At 37.7% G+C, this 15,878-nt stretch carries 14 protein-coding genes and 3 tRNA genes; 6 read left to right on the top strand and 11 right to left on the bottom strand.

Features of this window, described 5'->3' with window-relative positions:
• Positions 1-37: 37 nt before the first annotated feature.
• On the top strand, positions 38-580 hold the full coding sequence (locus tag KNQ97_RS03280) for a glycoside hydrolase family 108 protein (protein ID WP_253611808.1): 543 nt from the start codon (positions 38-40) through the stop codon (positions 578-580).
• A 277-nt stretch (positions 581-857) separates the two neighbouring features.
• On the opposite strand, the gene KNQ97_RS03275 is transcribed toward KNQ97_RS03280, so the two are convergent.
• From KNQ97_RS03275 to KNQ97_RS03250, 6 genes are all read right to left on the bottom strand, one after another.
• Entirely contained in the window at positions 858-1,616 is a 759-nt protein-coding gene (locus KNQ97_RS03275) for a hypothetical protein (RefSeq protein WP_253611807.1), read from the bottom strand.
• Positions 1,617-1,663: 47 nt separating this feature from the next.
• The gene (locus tag KNQ97_RS03270; protein WP_253611806.1) at positions 1,664-2,962 is read right to left on the bottom strand and encodes a Y-family DNA polymerase; all 1,299 of its coding nucleotides are present in this window, start codon (positions 2,960-2,962) and stop codon (positions 1,664-1,666) included.
• Positions 2,959-3,456 carry a LexA family transcriptional regulator gene (locus tag KNQ97_RS03265; RefSeq protein ID WP_045899668.1) on the bottom strand — a complete coding sequence of 166 codons (498 nt, stop codon included), beginning with the start codon at positions 3,454-3,456 and terminating at the stop codon, positions 2,959-2,961. The genes KNQ97_RS03270 and KNQ97_RS03265 overlap by 4 nt, the downstream gene beginning before the upstream one ends.
• A gap of 136 nt (positions 3,457-3,592) precedes the next feature.
• The gene (locus KNQ97_RS03260) at positions 3,593-4,789 is read right to left on the bottom strand and encodes an integrase arm-type DNA-binding domain-containing protein (RefSeq protein WP_188137829.1); all 1,197 of its coding nucleotides are present in this window, start codon (positions 4,787-4,789) and stop codon (positions 3,593-3,595) included.
• 487 nt (positions 4,790-5,276) lie between these two features.
• Positions 5,277-7,079 (bottom strand): aminopeptidase P family protein, encoded by a 1,803-nt coding sequence (locus tag KNQ97_RS03255; RefSeq protein ID WP_253611805.1) that lies wholly within the window; start codon positions 7,077-7,079, stop codon positions 5,277-5,279.
• Entirely contained in the window at positions 7,076-8,617 is a 1,542-nt protein-coding gene (locus KNQ97_RS03250) for a peptide MFS transporter (protein WP_253611804.1), read from the bottom strand. Before KNQ97_RS03250 ends, KNQ97_RS03255 begins: the two co-directional genes overlap by 4 nt.
• 734 nt (positions 8,618-9,351) lie before the next feature.
• Here KNQ97_RS03250 and glnA point away from each other — a divergent pair.
• The 5 genes from glnA (at position 9,352) to KNQ97_RS03225 (ending at position 14,144) form a co-directional block, all read left to right on the top strand.
• Positions 9,352-10,767, top strand: coding sequence for a type I glutamate--ammonia ligase (gene glnA, locus KNQ97_RS03245; RefSeq protein WP_000061267.1), 1,416 nt, complete (start codon positions 9,352-9,354; stop codon positions 10,765-10,767).
• Positions 10,768-10,892: 125 nt separating this feature from the next.
• Positions 10,893-11,402 carry a chorismate lyase gene (locus KNQ97_RS03240; RefSeq protein WP_001231791.1) on the top strand — a complete coding sequence of 170 codons (510 nt, stop codon included), beginning with the start codon at positions 10,893-10,895 and terminating at the stop codon, positions 11,400-11,402.
• On the top strand, positions 11,399-12,277 hold the full coding sequence (gene ubiA / locus KNQ97_RS03235) for a 4-hydroxybenzoate octaprenyltransferase (protein WP_000205474.1): 879 nt from the start codon (positions 11,399-11,401) through the stop codon (positions 12,275-12,277). The genes KNQ97_RS03240 and ubiA overlap by 4 nt, the downstream gene beginning before the upstream one ends.
• 110 nt (positions 12,278-12,387) lie before the next feature.
• Positions 12,388-13,833 (top strand): lipase family protein, encoded by a 1,446-nt coding sequence (locus tag KNQ97_RS03230; protein ID WP_024433590.1) that lies wholly within the window; start codon positions 12,388-12,390, stop codon positions 13,831-13,833.
• A gap of 110 nt (positions 13,834-13,943) precedes the next feature.
• Positions 13,944-14,144 carry a hypothetical protein gene (locus KNQ97_RS03225; RefSeq protein WP_031993203.1) on the top strand — a complete coding sequence of 67 codons (201 nt, stop codon included), beginning with the start codon at positions 13,944-13,946 and terminating at the stop codon, positions 14,142-14,144.
• A gap of 9 nt (positions 14,145-14,153) precedes the next feature.
• Here the strand turns inward: KNQ97_RS03225 and KNQ97_RS03220 are convergent, their stop codons facing one another.
• The 5 genes from KNQ97_RS03220 to KNQ97_RS03200 all read right to left on the bottom strand — a co-directional run bounded on the left by KNQ97_RS03220 (position 14,154) and on the right by KNQ97_RS03200 (position 15,844).
• Positions 14,154-14,597: a DUF2726 domain-containing protein gene (locus KNQ97_RS03220; RefSeq protein ID WP_000464147.1), complete on the bottom strand. Its 444-nt coding sequence runs from the start codon at positions 14,595-14,597 to the stop codon at positions 14,154-14,156.
• A 56-nt stretch (positions 14,598-14,653) separates the two neighbouring features.
• Positions 14,654-14,729, bottom strand: a tRNA-Asn gene (locus KNQ97_RS03215).
• A gap of 181 nt (positions 14,730-14,910) precedes the next feature.
• A tRNA-Asn gene (locus tag KNQ97_RS03210) sits at positions 14,911-14,986 on the bottom strand.
• An 8-nt stretch (positions 14,987-14,994) separates the two neighbouring features.
• A tRNA-Asn gene (locus tag KNQ97_RS03205) sits at positions 14,995-15,070 on the bottom strand.
• Between the two features lie 147 nt (positions 15,071-15,217).
• Positions 15,218-15,844 (bottom strand): superoxide dismutase, encoded by a 627-nt coding sequence (locus tag KNQ97_RS03200; protein WP_000208082.1) that lies wholly within the window; start codon positions 15,842-15,844, stop codon positions 15,218-15,220.
• Between the last annotated feature and the right edge of the window lie 34 nt (positions 15,845-15,878).

Below are 15,878 nucleotides of genomic sequence, written 5' to 3'. Positions count from 1 at the left end.
GCCTTCGGGCGGTTTTTTACATCCAAAGGAAACCGAAATGAACATTGAACAATATCTTGAAGAACTCATTAAACGCGAAGGCGGGTATGTAAATAATCCTGCGGATCGAGGAGGGGCAACAAAGTACGGTATTACTGAAGCTGTGGCACGGGAAAATGGCTACAAGGGCAATATGAAAGATTTGCCGCTTGAAGTAGCCAAAGCGGTTTACAAGAAGCAGTACTGGACAGCCCCACGATTTGATCAGGTGAATACAATTAGCTCTGCTGTAGCTGAAGAACTTTTAGATACTGGTGTGAACTGCGGTATCAACTTTGCAAAACCACTTTTACAGCGTGCATTAAATTTGCTGAATAACCAAGGTAAAGCCGGGTATGCAGACTTGAAGGTTGATGGCGTTTATGGTTCTAACACTTTAGGTGCTCTAAAAACTTATCTGGCAAAACGCGGGAAAGAAGGCGAGAAGGTTCTGGTGCGTGTGCTCAATATTATGCAAGGGCAGCGTTACATTGAAATCTGTGAGCGTAATCCAAAGCAGAAACAGTTTTTCTATGGCTGGATTGCTAACCGGATCAGCTAGTATGAAAGTCTTCCATTGCAGACGTTCAAAGATAGCTTTCACAATTACATTGCTGTGCATTCTATTTTCAGGGTGCACAGCTCATACAATCAATAGTAATGTGAATGTGGGTATTTGTGTTAAAGCCCTCTGAGGAGGGCTTTAATTGAGAAAATATTTGCACAGTTTTAATAAAAAAATCAGCTTTTGAGCAAAATTATTCTCATATATTAATTTTAAGCATTTAATTAGGTGAGTTGTTACTCAAGTATCGTAGTACTGCTTAAACAATTAGATTTTAGATTTGGCTCTTAAGTTTTATAACCTCTCTACTCAATTTATGAATAGTTTCATTAATTTCTTTTGAATAATCATGCCTGTCTACATTTTCTTTTCGCCCCATAATATAATTACAATGACTATCAAATTTGTCACAAATTTTACGCATTTCAGTTTCAGATTTTATTTCGTGTTCACTACCATATTTTAGGTTTACCAGTTCCTGACGGAAACTATATAAGTCATCCATATTGTTTTCTAAAGTGAGTTTTATGTTTTCATTAATTTCATCGAGTCCGCTGAAGTCTAAGTCACATTCAAGGGATAGTTTGTCACTAAGAAACAGTAAATCATTAAAAATAAGAATATTTTTTTGATTTCTTTTTTCTGTAATTTGAAATAAATCTAACTCATCAAAATTCTTAGTTCCGAAAATTTCCCTTGCACAATATTGCTGAAATAAACTGAAATCCTCATAATCTCGGCTTGCATGCCAACATCTTTGTAAATCACGAATTTTATCAAGAATCATTTCAATAAGTTCTTGAGATTTTTTATATGTTTCTTGATTACGCCATGAAAGAAAACCAATAATTGCTACAATTGGAGTAATTACATAAGCCGTTGTGGTAATAATAGTATTTATTCCATTCATACTAAAATTGCATTCTAAAGATTTCCCTTGGCACACAACCATATACTGAAAAAAGCCGCACACTACAAGAACACAAATATATACAAGCAAATAATATCCAACATATTTTTCAATTTCTTTCATATTTCTCTTCATAAAAAATAAACTCATTATTCCTAATATATTGTATTTTAGTCTTTTATAATTATTAGTTCATCAAAGCTAAATGGATTTCTACTTAATTTATCTCTCGACATCGACCAGTTTCGACCGGGTATAAAGCAGGGACCTACACCAATCTTTTTCTTTCCAAACTTACTGTGGATACCATCCATAGCCTGCATTAAACACTCCTTTTTCTCTATGTCCTCAAAGTCGGTAAGTAGGTCATAGGTATGTCCAGATTTTGGTTCAAGCCCCGTTAGCACTACGCCACACTTCTTATATTTAATTCCTTCCTTATAAATCTCATCTACCATCCTTGTTGCTGCTCTTACAAAATCAATAGCGCAATCCGTAGGCTCAGAGAACGAACCTGTGATTGATTTGTTGTAGAAAGGCACATTTGGGTCGAAAGGATTTGACTGTACAAAAGCAATCATGCAACCGCATAGTAACTTTTCATCTCTTAAGCGCTTACAAGCATCTTGAGCATACATTGAGATAGCTTCTTTAAGATCATTCAATTCTGTTACACGACCGCCAAAAGACCGGCTTGCAACAATCTGTTTTTTTGATGGGGGAGTATGCTCGATCTCAATGCATGAGATACCTTGTAGCTCATAGATTGTTCTTGCCATCACAATTGAAAACTTTTTCTGCATCTCTCTCGGCTCAGCACAGGCTAAATCAAGCACTGTATTAATTCCCATGTTTTGCAACTTTTTTGAGTGCTTACGACCAACGCCCCAAACTTCCGACACATCAATTAAAGAAAAATAATATTCTTTATTGCACGGATCCATATTCACCAGATCACAAACGCCGTTAAAGCCTTGATTTTTCTTAGCTATATGGTTGGATATCTTTGCCTCCGTCTTACTGCGACCAATTCCCACGCACACGGGCAAACCAAGCCATTTCCATATTTGTTGGCGCATTTGCTGACCGACTTTTTCTAAATCAAAGTTCTTTTCATAAGCTGTGAAATCAACAAAGCATTCATCTATAGAGTACGGTTCAACTTCTTCTGCAGTTACGTACGAACTCAGAATCTTATGAAAACGCCTCGACATTTCTGCATACATTGCATAATTACTAGAAAGTACGATTACGTTATGCTGCTGAACAATGTCTTTAATTTGAAAAAGAGGCACACCCATTTTTATATTTAGGGCTTTTGACTCATTGCTACGCGCCACGGCGCACCCATCGTTATTTGACAAAACAATTACGGGCTTATCATTCAAAGATGGGTCAAAGACTCTCTCACATGAAACGTACATGTTGTTGACGTCTATCAAGAAAAAGACTTTGTTTTCGTGTTTCATGACTTTCTTATCATTTTAATTACGCAGGTAACAACACCCCAGATAATTAATTCTTGGCCATCCGAAAGGTAAATATTTTTATAATCCGGATTTTCTGCTTTTAGCCATTTTCCTTTTTCATCGATCATTAGCCGCTTAACCGTAAATTCATTATCGATTAGTGCAACAACAATATCGCCGTGCTTTGCATCAAGACTTCGATCAACAATTAGCTCGTCATCAATATCTATACCTGCATTGAGCATCGAAAGCGAAGCAACTTTAACAATAAACGTTGAAGTTTCGTTCTTAATTAAGTGCTCATTCATATCGAGCACTTTGTCTATGTAATCTTGTGCAGGACTGGGGAAGCCTGCTGAAATCTTTTCGAGTGCGTAGGGGATAAGCATGTGAGTTGAAGGTACAACTTGCTTAAATGATAAAGCTTCAGATAAAACAATACTTTGTGTGATGTACGGTTTTATCTGAATAATGGACGGTGCAATTTCGCTCATAAGTTTCCCCTAGCTTGATTTTGTAACATATTCAAGATGATATTCTAGGGATGAGCTTAAATTCAAATTTAAAAAGCTGTGGATAAACAAATAGAAGTCAAAAATTGACGTAGTCAAAAGTGCATTTGGTCGGAAATTAGTCAGCCCAACTATCTACAATATTAGCCCAGTCTTGCAGCATTTTACGTCTGCTTTCTAGGTATTTTGCATGGTTATATGTTGCTCTGGTTTTATTTCCATCTGCATGTGCCAATTGCTTTTCAATCCACTTGTCGTCGTAATCCTTTTCATTTAGAAGGGTAGATGCGGTAGCACGAAAATCATGGGCAGTCACATCAGATAAGCCTATATAGTCAAGCATTTTATTAAGCGTTGTTGCTGACAGCATTCCATCTTGATAAATCGCAGGGAACACATATTCACGATTGCCGACAATATTGCGTTGCTCTTGAAGAATATTGAAAACTTGGTCAGACATTGGAACGATGTGAATGCGCTTCTTTTTCATCATCTCTTTTGGAAATGTGATTGTTCTTGCTTCAAAATCTACATATTCCCACTTCATGCGGCGGATCTCGATAGTCCTAAGCATAGAGTAGAGCATTACTAGCCCAGCATTTTTTACTGTAGTAGATCCACCATAGCTATTTAATTTATTTCGAAGTTGTACGGCCTCATGTTTTTCCATAGGTCTTGCGTGCTCTATTTCTGGACGCTCAACTACATTTTTAACTGCATATGTAGGATCATAATCAGCTCTAAGTGTGGCGATTGCATAACGCATTACACCGCCAATAAAAGTACGGTTCTGAATTGCTGATACTTCGCCGGTACCATGATTTTTTTGGCGCTTAACTCGTGCAATGGTTTTTTTCATTATTGTCAAAACATCTGCCGAGGTAACTTCTTTAATATCTTTATCGCCAATAACTTTTAAAATATCTTTATCGAGCGCTCGCTGAAAAGCTTCTTGATATCGCTCTGATCGATTATTTAATTTTTCTTTTTTAAATTCTGCAGCTACATCTTTAAATAGAACTCTATTGTCATATTCTTCATGTTTAGCTTTTTTCTGGTTTTCTTTTTCTTCTATTGGATTTATACCACTCGCTACTAATGATTTAGCTTCATCTCTTTTTGTTCGAGCTTCGGCTAAGCCAACAATAGGGTATTCACCCAAACTCATCATTTGTGTTTTTTTGAGCCACTGAAAACGATAGCGCCAATACTTCTTACCATTGGGTTTAATTTCAACACATAAACCGTCGGAATCACCAAGTCGATAAAGCTTTTCTTTTGGTTTTGCACTTCTGATTTTTGAGTCACTTAACATGAAATCTTGAGTATCCGATTTGATTTTTGAGGCGGTACTCAAAATGATACTCAAGATTGGTGATTTTGCATAGTTTGCCTAGATTTGCTTAGATTTGTATTTTTAATATTTTTCAATAATTTGAGGATTTTAAAATTTTGCTAGATTTTTTTAGATTTGCTCAATACTTCTTTTCGATCATTAGAAGCATGATGAACTTAACCTCATGATAATTAAAATATATTTAATGAGTAGTTAGAATATTACTCACATTCATACTCACTGTTTAGAAAAGACTTTTTAGGTTTGAAAAATAAGAAGCCGTTTTCTAATGGGCTAATATAGCAAAAAAAGAAGTAACCAGTTTAACTATTTCATTCGTTAGAAATTTGCAGAAAAAACGGCTTTAAAAAGTGAGGTTTTTTGAAATTATAGATAAGTACAAATAAGGCAGAATAAGCTTCTATTGTAAATAAAAAAACTATTCTGCCTTGGTCATACAAGAAGATTAAATCTTACGTGTGTTATAAATCAACCAATCTAAAACATCGCCAGATAAATGTTCAGCCAGTCTTTCTTGAACAGTTTGATGATAACTATTTAACCAGTCTTTCTCTTCATCCGTTAGCATGTCAACGACAATACAATCTAAATGAATCGGGCAAAGGGTCAGCGTTTCAAACTCTAAGAAATCGCCGTAGGTTTTCTCAAACCCTGAGTGAAGTCTGTTTGCAACCAGATTTTCAATACGAATACCGTATTGTCCCTCATGGTATAAGCCCGGCTCGTTGGAAAGAATCATACCTTCACGCAACTTACTATAGGCATGAATAGGTGCGTAATAAGAAAGCACTTGCGGCCCTTCATGTACGTTAAGCGCAAAGCCTACGCCGTGACCTGTGCCGTGGCGATAATCTAAACCATGTTGCCATAAAGTATGGCGACAAATTGAATCGAGTAGAGGAGCGGCTAAACCTTCTGGATAAATCGTTTTTGCCAAAGCAATATGACATTTTAAAACCAGAGTATAGTCACGTTTTTGTTGCTCTGTTGGTGTTCCTACAGGAACAACACGGGTAATGTCGGTAGTGCCGTCTACGTATTGTCCACCAGAGTCAATCAGTAATAGGCCATCGCCTTCAATGAATGAGTAATGTTCTTCAGTTGCACGGTAGTGAGGTAGAGCACCATTGGCATTAAAGCCGGCAATCGTTGAAAAGCTTGGGCCTATAAATCCGTTTTGCTCAGCACGGAAAGCTGTAATCTTCTCATCAATAGTGAGTTCTGAAATGCTTTCACCATGATGAAGGGCTCTCTCTAACCAGTAAAAAAAGTGGCAAAGCGCGACTCCATCTTTAACCATTGCGTGACGGATATGAGCTATTTCACTTTCATGCTTACGCGATTTAAAAAGTGTACTTGGGTTGATGTCGTAGACAACCTGAATATCTTTTGCGATAGCTTGCTCATGAAAAATCGAGACTTTGGCGGGATCTAACAGCACAGATGCATTAGAAATATTTGCTAAAAACTGAGCTGAATCTTGATAGTCACGAATCTCAATGCCATCAGCTTTGAAAGCCTGTTGAGTGGTTAAATCGACTTTGTTGCTATCAATGAATAAAACAGCCTGTTGAGCACTGATATATAAATGAGAAAGGAATACAGGGTTGTATTCTACATCTTGTCCACGTGCATTTAAGACCCAAGCAATATCATCTAAAGATGAAATGAAATGTCCTTCAATCGCTTTAGTTTTTAATGTTTCGCGTATTGCCTGAATTTTTTCTTTACGAGATAGGGCATTTAATCCTTCAGGCATTAAATGAATCTGCTCTAAAGGAAGTTCTGGACGATTAGACCAGATTGAACCAATTAAATCTTGCTGTGTTTCAAGCTTAAAGCCACGTTGCTTTGCTGTATTTTCCAACGCTTTAAATTGCTGGATTGAAAGTGTTTGCCCATTTACTGAAATAACCGAACCAGCCGGTAGATTTTTCTCAATCCATGCAAGATGTGTAGAAGATTCATCACTGGTCAGTTTTTGTAACTGAAAGCCAGTTCCAGCGAGTTGTTGTTCGGCTTGTACCCAATAGCGTCCATCGGCCCAGAGTCCTGCAAAGTTTTGGGTCACAACTAAAGTGCCAACAGAGCCACTAAAACCGCTTAACCACTGCCTTGCTTTCCAATAGTCTGGTAAATATTCAGACATATGGGGATCTGCACTCATAACAACCAAAACATCAATACTTTGATTGATCATGAGTTCTCGAAGTTTCGCTAGTTTTTCTGGAACAGTTAAGTCGTTCATATCGTTTCCAAATCAGGTTGAACTTTGTTGGTACTTTTGTCCATTAATTTATTCATTGGTTTCTTTAATAAAAATAACACGATTGCGCCAATAACCAAGGCTAATACACAGCGCATAAATAGGCTAGGTAAATGATTAATACCATCTGCCGAGACTTGCCCGCCAATTAAACCTGCCATGAGGTTGCCAAGAGCTGTACCTGTAAACCATAAACCCATAATTTGACTACGTATGACATCAGGTGCAAGTTTGGTCATGGTTGATAAGCCAATTGGGCTTAAGCAAAGTTCACCTATGGTAAGAAGAAATAAAGTACCGACTAACCAAAATGGTGAAACTACTCCACTATGAATAGCAAAATGACTGGCTAGAGACATAAGTAAAAAGCCACCTGCTGCGAATAACAACGCAATAATAAATTTGCTGATATAGCTTGGATCTTTATTCGCTTTACCTAGCTTCGCCCATAGCCAAGCTGCAACTGGAGCAAAGATAATAATAAAAAGAGCATTGATTGATTCAAACCATACAGTCGGGATTTCAAATCCGAAAACAATACGGTCGGTATAATCTTGCGCAAATAAAGTAAAAGTTGTGGGTTTTTGTTCGAAAGCTGACCAGAATAGGGCAGAGGCTGCTAATAAAACGAAGCAAATAATTATTTTAAATTTTTCATGTTGCTCTAAATTCAGGAAAAGTAGTAAATATGCAAAATAAGCAATAATCCCAATGCTAATTCCTACGGTTAAATAGGTCGCGACAGCCACGGGATTGATGTGAATGATACCAAGGAAGGTTAGCGCAATAACGACTGCAACTGCGAATAAAAAGCTAAATACAATTTTAGGCGCATTTTTATTTTCTACGACAGGTTTGCTACAGCTATTGGCTTCTTGGCGTAGCTCATTAAATGTTTGGAGCTGAGGCATTGCCATAAAACGGAAAATTAATAAAGCAATTAACATCCCAATGCCACCAATACCAAAGCCTAAATGCCAGCCATGGTCTTTCGCCAAAAGCCCTGTAATAAGTGGGGCAATAAATGACCCCATGTTAATTCCCATATAGAAAATGGAAAAACCTGCATCACGTCTTGAATCATTGGCTTTATATAGTGTTCCCACAATCACAGAAATACATGTTTTAAATAATCCGGTACCTAAAACAATCAGTACTAAACCTAAGTAAAAGAAAGATTGATCAAATACAGATGTAAGGGCAATTGATAAGTGACCTAAGGCAATAATAATTGAACCGTACCAGACAGCACGTGCTTGGCCTAACCAGTTATCAGCAACCCACCCCCCAAAAACGGTCATTAAATACATGGAGCCTGCAAATAATCCAACAATCGCTGCGGCAGTTGGTCGATCAAGTGCTAGACCGCCGTCATTGACCATCGCAATCATATAAAGAACGAGTAAGGGTCGGATTCCATAATAAGAAAATCTTTCCCAAAGCTCTGTAAAAAATAGCGTTTGTAATGGTTTAGGATGGCCGAAAAAAGCTTTATCCGATTGTTCAAAGTCATATTTCATTATTCAAATCCTTGAATGCTTTTAAGTTTTTTATAAACATAACTTTTGGTTTGTTTATTTATAACAAAAATTTATGCATATAGTTTTTAGTTTTTTTTAATAATAAAAGCAAGTTTGGCCTGTATAAAAAAAGTGAATGAAAAAGAACATGAATAGTAAAATTTATTTTTTGCTGAGTAATGTGAGATCTACTATATGTGGTCTTATTAACTGCTTAGATAGCGACTAAATAGTGCGTTTATTTAGAGAAATTCATAAAAAAGAAAAATAATTATTAGATTTTAACTAAAGCAGAAGGCATTTAACTGATGGTTTAAGTCATAAATTTAAGTTGCTGAAATAAACCAAAGGAACTCATTGGGGAAGATCGATGTCAAAGGAGTGATTATTTTCAAGTAATCCGATAAGAATCTCAGCATTATATATAAGAAAGTATTATGATCATGGACGACTGTTAGAAATTGATGCAGCGGTTTATATCAGTGCAACAATTTTGCACTAAATTAGGGCAATAATGAGCTATTTAAATATGCCATAATTTGAAAATGTGTGAATATGGTGCATTTACACAAGCAAACAGTATAATGGGTTCAAGACAAGGGGCCTAAAGCATGAATACTTATAAGCAATTCAATGTTTTAGGTAAGTCTTATAAAGTTGGTATGAGAATTGCTTAATAAATACCAGCAACTAACACGCACTCAACAAGTGCAACAAAATTTCATTGGAGCAAAATGAGCATGGCGAACAAGGTCCTTCAACTCATACAAGAAAGTGGCGCAAAATGGGTCGATTTTCGCTTTACTGATACTAAGGGTAAAGAACAGCACGTAACTTACCCAGCTGATTCTATTGATGAAGATACTTTTGAAGACGGTAAAATGTTCGATGGTTCTTCAATCGCTGGTTGGAAAGGTATTGAAGCATCTGACATGATTTTACGTCCGGATGCAGAAACTGGTTTCATCGACCCGTTCTTTGCTGAGCCAACAGTAGTTGTGACTTGTGACGTTATTGAACCTTCAACTGGTCAAGGTTATGAACGTGACCCACGTTCGATTGCTCGCCGTGCAGAAGAATACTTAAAATCTACAGGTATCGGTGATACTGCATTCTTTGGTCCAGAGCCAGAATTCTTTGTATTTGACGAAGTGAAATGGGACATCGATATGTCTGGCGCTCGTCATACATTAATCGCTGAAGAAGCTGCTTGGTCTACTGGTAAAGATTACGAGTCTGGTAACTCAGGTCACCGTCCACGTGTTAAAGGTGGTTACTTCCCAGTTCCTCCAGTTGACTCTGCACAAGATATGCGTGCAGAAATGTGTGCAAAAATTGAAGACATCATGGGCCCAGGTCGTGTAGAAGTACACCACCACGAAGTTGCTTCTTGCCAATTAGAAATTGGTGTGAGCTTCAATACGCTTGTACGTAAAGCTGACGAAGTTCAACAGTTCAAATATGCTGTTTGGAACGTTGCACATCAATATGCAAAAACAGCTACGTTTATGCCTAAACCAATGGTAGGTGATAACGGTTCTGGTATGCACGTTCACATGTCTATCTCTAAAGATGGCAAGAACTTGTTTGCTGGTGATGAATATGCAGGCCTTTCAGAAATGGCGTTGTACTTCATCGGTGGTATCATCAAGCACGCTCGTGCATTGAATGCAATCACAAACCCATCTACAAACTCATACAAGCGTTTGGTTCCTCACTTCGAAGCACCAATTATGCTTGCTTACTCAGCGCGTAACCGTTCTGCGTCTATCCGTATTCCTTACGTTTCTAACCCTAAAGGCAAACGTATCGAAGCTCGTTTCCCAGACCCAATGATGAACCCGTACTTAGGTTTCGCTGCGTTATTAATGGCTGGTATCGACGGTATCCAAAACAAGATCCATCCGGGCGAAGCTGCTGACAAAAACTTGTACGATCTTCCTCCAGAAGAAGAAGCAAAAATCCCAACAGTTGCTCATAGCCTAGATATGGCTCTTGAAGCACTTCAGGCAGATCACGAATTCTTGTTAAAAGGCGGCGTGTTCACTAAAGAAATGCTTGATGCATACATCGAACTTAAAACTGAAGATGTACGTCGTCTTAACACGACTACTCACCCAGTTGAATTCGATATGTACTATAGCCTGTAATACATACTTCATAAAAAAGCCTGCTTATGCAGGCTTTTTTATTGCTTGGAATGTTGATTGAATTCTCTACGTTTTTTATCAAAAAATTGGGGTAAACTAGGTGCGAGTTTTCATGTGAGCAGATTATGCGTAAACGACAACCAGTACTTAAGCAGGAAAAGACTTTAAATCCTGAATTGAAAACATGGTTGTATGCGTCTGGTTCTCTGACACAACAACTCACTGAGCTGGGTGGGGGGAAGTTCAGCGTAAAGCCTTTCAAAGAACATTTCCAGCGTTTAACTTTTGCCGACAGTCAATGGATGAACATGCCTCATACCCACACTTCTTGGGTAAGGGAAACCTATTTATATGGCAGTGATGTAGAGCCGTGGGTGAAAGCAAAAAGTATTTTTCCCATTCAAAGTTTACAAAAAAAAGCCCGTATATTTCAGCATATTGGTTCTAAGCCGATAGGTCTTTTTTTATTTCAAAGAACAACACCACTTTGTGATCGCCGGGTTATTCGTTTACCAGAAGGCTGGACGCGACAAAGTTGCTATACTTGGCATGGATGTAAATTTATTGTTCAAGAAACATTCTTACCGGCTTTTGAAGCTTTTTTATATCAGCAGCACGACAAGGAATTACTATGACGACTGCAACAGGTACAACATGGCGTCAGCGTTTAGAAGCTTATTATTATCTATGCCGATTTGATAAGCCAATTGGTACTGAACTGGTGTTTTGGCCAACCATGTGGGCACTTTGGGTTGCATCAAAAGGAATACCGAATTTAGGTATTTTATTCGTCATGATTTTAGGCGTCATTTTTATGCGCGCTGCTGGATGTGCCATTAATGACTTTGCTGATCGTAAAGTAGATGGTCATGTAGAGCGTACAAAAACACGCCCTTTAGCAACAGGGGTTATTCGAGCAAGAGAAGCAGTATATGTATTCTTGGGTCTTGTTTTAGCAAGTGCATGTTTGTTGTTCTTTTTACCCATAGAAACTTTCTACTGGTCATTTGGAGCATTATTTTTAGCTTTCATTTATCCATTCATGAAACGCTATACCAACTTACCGCAAGTTTTTTTAGGAGCAGCATTTTCATGGTCAATTCCAATGGCCTTTACTGCGGTAGGTAAAACTCCGGATCTGACTTGCTGGTTGCTCTATTTTGGTAATTTGGCTTGGACAGTGGCTTATGACACTCAATATGCAATTACAGACCGTGAATATGATTTAAAGATTGGTGTGAAATCTACCGCTATTCTTTTTGGTCGATATGACATCCAGATTATTGCGCTTTTACAAGCAATAAGTCTTGTTTTGATTGGTACAGCGCTATATTTAGAAAATATCTTATTTCCTTGGGCCATTATTGCTTTAGTTGTAGTGGCATTCGATTTTGTATATCAAACAATTAAAACCAAAGACCGCAACCCTCAGGTATGTTTTTGGGCATTCCGTCACAATCGTTGGGTTGGATTAATCATTTTTCTAGGAATATTTTTAAATTTCATATAGTAAAAATGACCGTGAGGTTGAAAAGTGTTCTATGCAGAGCACTTTTTTTATGTCTTAATATTTGTGCATGAAAAATATGCGGAATAAATAACACATAAAAAGGATATTCTATGAAACGGTCAAAAATTGCTTTAGCTATAGCATTATCAATTTCAGCATTATTTCTTACAGCATGTAATGACGATGATGATGACTACACAGGGGTAGACACAAATAAAGCTTATGTCTCTGAAAGTAATTATGCTATTGATAAAGTTGATAATGCTTCATCAATTAAAGTCATGACTTATAACATGACAAATGTTCAAGGAAAAACCGCAACTGCTACAGCAATGGTACTGTTTCCAAAAGCAACACAACCGAAAGATGGTTATCGTGTAGTAGTATGGGAACACGGAACTGTTGGGGTGGGTGATGGTTGCGCACCAAGTAAAAATGCAATTAATCCGAGATTTAAAATCCTTGCTGAGACTTTGTTGGCAGCAGGTTATGTGATTGTGGCACCAGATTATGAGGGTTTAGGCACCCCAGGGGTACATCCGTACTTAAACTTATCTAGCGAAGCAAAATCAGCATTAGCTGCAGTTAAAGCAGTAAAAGAGCATTATGGTGCCCAGTTAAAAGGTGATTGGATGTCAATTGGTCAGTCTCAAGGTGGACATGCATCATTGGGTACTGCTGAATTTGCCAATACGGATGCGAGTTATAAAGGTGCGGTAGCCGGAGCACCTGCTTCAAGTTTGGGAACAATCATTCAAATTTATATTGATCCGCAATTTAATCTTGATTCAAACGGAAAACCTAAAGAAGTAAATAAATTGGATGAAAACTTGCTGCAAGTTCGTTATGCAGTGGCTAATAAATTGATTACAGAAGCTGAAGGTCAGGCGATGATTGACCAAATTGCTGATGGTTATGCTGAATTATTAGCATATGCAGCCTTGGCAAGTGCGGGTATTAAAGCACAGCAACCAGACTATGATTTGAAGGCAATTTTTACGTCAGGAGCGGGTGATATTGCAGAATTGGCTTATGGTCGTACAGGGGATGATGGTGCTTGTTTAAGTTACCCTACACCTGATAGTGCAAATGGTTTACAAGCGAAGTTTAAGGCGGGTATTTTAGCTTACTTGGCAGATCCTACCCACCAAATTGCACAGTATGGTATTGATCTAAGTAAATTTAAGACAGATCAAGTTGTTCAAAACTTTTTGACAGCAACTCAACCTGCAACAAATGCTACAGCCGAGAAAGTTATTAAAACACCGGTATTTATTATTCAAGGCGAAAAAGATCAAGCAGTATTGCCTGTGGTGACACAAGGCTTATTCGCGAATATGAAAGCGAATGCTTTGAAGTTTTTCCCTCAAGCAGGCTACGATCAAGGTTATAAGCTAACCATTGTACCGAATGCGACCCATACCCAAGCAATCGTATGTCAAAATGCCAATGCTGTAGATTTCATTCAAGCTAAAATGTCAGCGGGTACAGGTATTGTGTTAACTGATGCGCAGAAAGATGCCAGCCAAAGCCCTCACTGTACAGGTAAATTTTAAGATCTATTTACTTGATTAAAATTAGTTTTAAAAAGAGTCTCTTTATAGAGGCTCTTTTTGTTATATTGTTACGCATTCTGAAATCGATATTATTTGAGTTTGAAGAACTTATGAGCCAGCAATCTGTTGAAAAAAAATCTGTTCCTTGGTTATTAATGGGATTAGGTTTACTTATTCCTTTTCTGATTATTGGAATACTTTTTTTGGCTGCAAAAAGTGATGCTCAGAATAAGAAACAATATGAACAGCAGCGTTTAGAAATGCAAAAAAGAATAGCTGAGAAAGAAGCTGCCAATTCTGACAAGAAATAACAGTAGTTTTTAATAAATATCTTTTTGTAGCTGGCGTACACTCGGGATGTTTGTATAGCGTCTTACGATATAACCTGCCTCTATGAGCATTTGATCACGAAGACGATCTTCTTCTACTTTCTCAAGGTGAGTAGGGTCATCTAGCTCAATAATGGCTATTACTTCCATGTTTTCATCAAGCAAAACAAAATCAGTGACTTTACGGTTGAACTGACTACGAATCTTATAATCATTACTGGTTATTAATGCGCTAAAAGCCACTTGTGCTAGAACATGATAACTTGGGAAACTCTGTTTTAAGCGTATAAACATTTGAGTTTCAAAATTAGTAATAACAGGACGGGCAAAAAATTTTTGTTTTGGAAATAAATAAGGGCGTAAACAAACAAGAAGAAAAATACAGGTGCTTAAGCAACCTAAAATAATAAAAAATAAGTGACTCGATTCGAACATGTGAAGACATCATACAAATAAAAACCCACTCATGATGAGTGGGTTTTTAAGAATCTTGGCTCTCCCACCTGGGCTCGAACCAGGGACCTGCGGATTAACAGTCCGTCGCTCTACCGACTGAGCTATGGGAGAATCTGGAAAGGGATTTTAGGCAGGAAAGGGGGCGAGGTCAAGGGTTAATAATGGAATTAGTGAGAATATCTAACTGATTGGTTTAAAAATATTCGAAACATTGATTTTATTCAAAATAATAGAAAAATATTAAATGATTAGAAAAGAAAAAGCCCACAATGAATGTGGGCTTTTAGAATCTTGGCTCTCCCACCTGGGCTCGAACCAGGGACCTGCGGATTAACAGTCCGTCGCTCTACCGACTGAGCTATGGGAGATTAGTAGATGGCTCTCCAACCTGGGCTCGAACCAGGGACCTGCGGATTAACAGTCCGTCGCTCTACCGACTGAGCTATTGGAGAATCTGATGCGCATTTTATGGATGAAATCTAAAAGCGTCAATAAGAATATTAAAGAAAATGAATCGTTTGCTTGATTAATATGCTTTTGTTGTACTAAAAATAAAAAAAACCACCCAAAACAGGGTGGTTTTTTATAAAGAAATAAAATTATTTCTCTACACCAGCTGGTTGGCCTGCAAGTTTTGCATTTGCATAGTCCCAGTTCACAAGGTTTTCTAAGAAAGTTGCGATGTATTTAGGACGTAAGTTACGGAAATCGATGTAGTAAGCATGTTCCCATACGTCAATTGTTAATACAGCAATTTGACCATGTGCAAGTGGAGTGTCTGCATTAGAAGTTTTAGTAATAGAAAGTTTACCGTTTACTTCATCAGCAACTAACCAAGCCCAACCTGAACCAAATTGAGTTGTTGCAGCAGCAGTAAATTCTTCTGCAAATTTTTCGTAGCTACCAAAAGCTTCGTCAATTTTAGCAGCGATTGCGCCAGTAGGCTTACCACCACCGTTTGGCTTCATGCTGTTCCAGTAGAAAGTGTGGTTCCAAACTTGAGCAGCATTGTTGAAAATACCAGCTTTAGATGCATCACCAGCAGTTGCTTTAATGATTTCTTCTAAAGTTTTACCTTCAAGGTCAGTACCTTTGATTAAGTTGTTTAAGTTAACAACATAGGTATTGTGGTGTTTATCGTGATGGTATTCTAAAGTTTCTTTACTGATATGTGGCGCTAAATCATCATAGCCATATGGAAGTGCAGGTAAAGTAATGGTTGTCATGTTCCTATTCCTTGCATTTGCTGGGTTATACAAT

Source organism: Acinetobacter sp. UC24323, from assembly GCF_024151445.1.
In the GTDB taxonomy this organism is placed as follows: Bacteria; Pseudomonadota; Gammaproteobacteria; order Pseudomonadales; family Moraxellaceae; genus Acinetobacter; species Acinetobacter baumannii.
The sequence above is the reverse complement of the archived record's forward strand: the minus strand, read 5'-3'. Positions and strand labels throughout refer to the sequence as shown.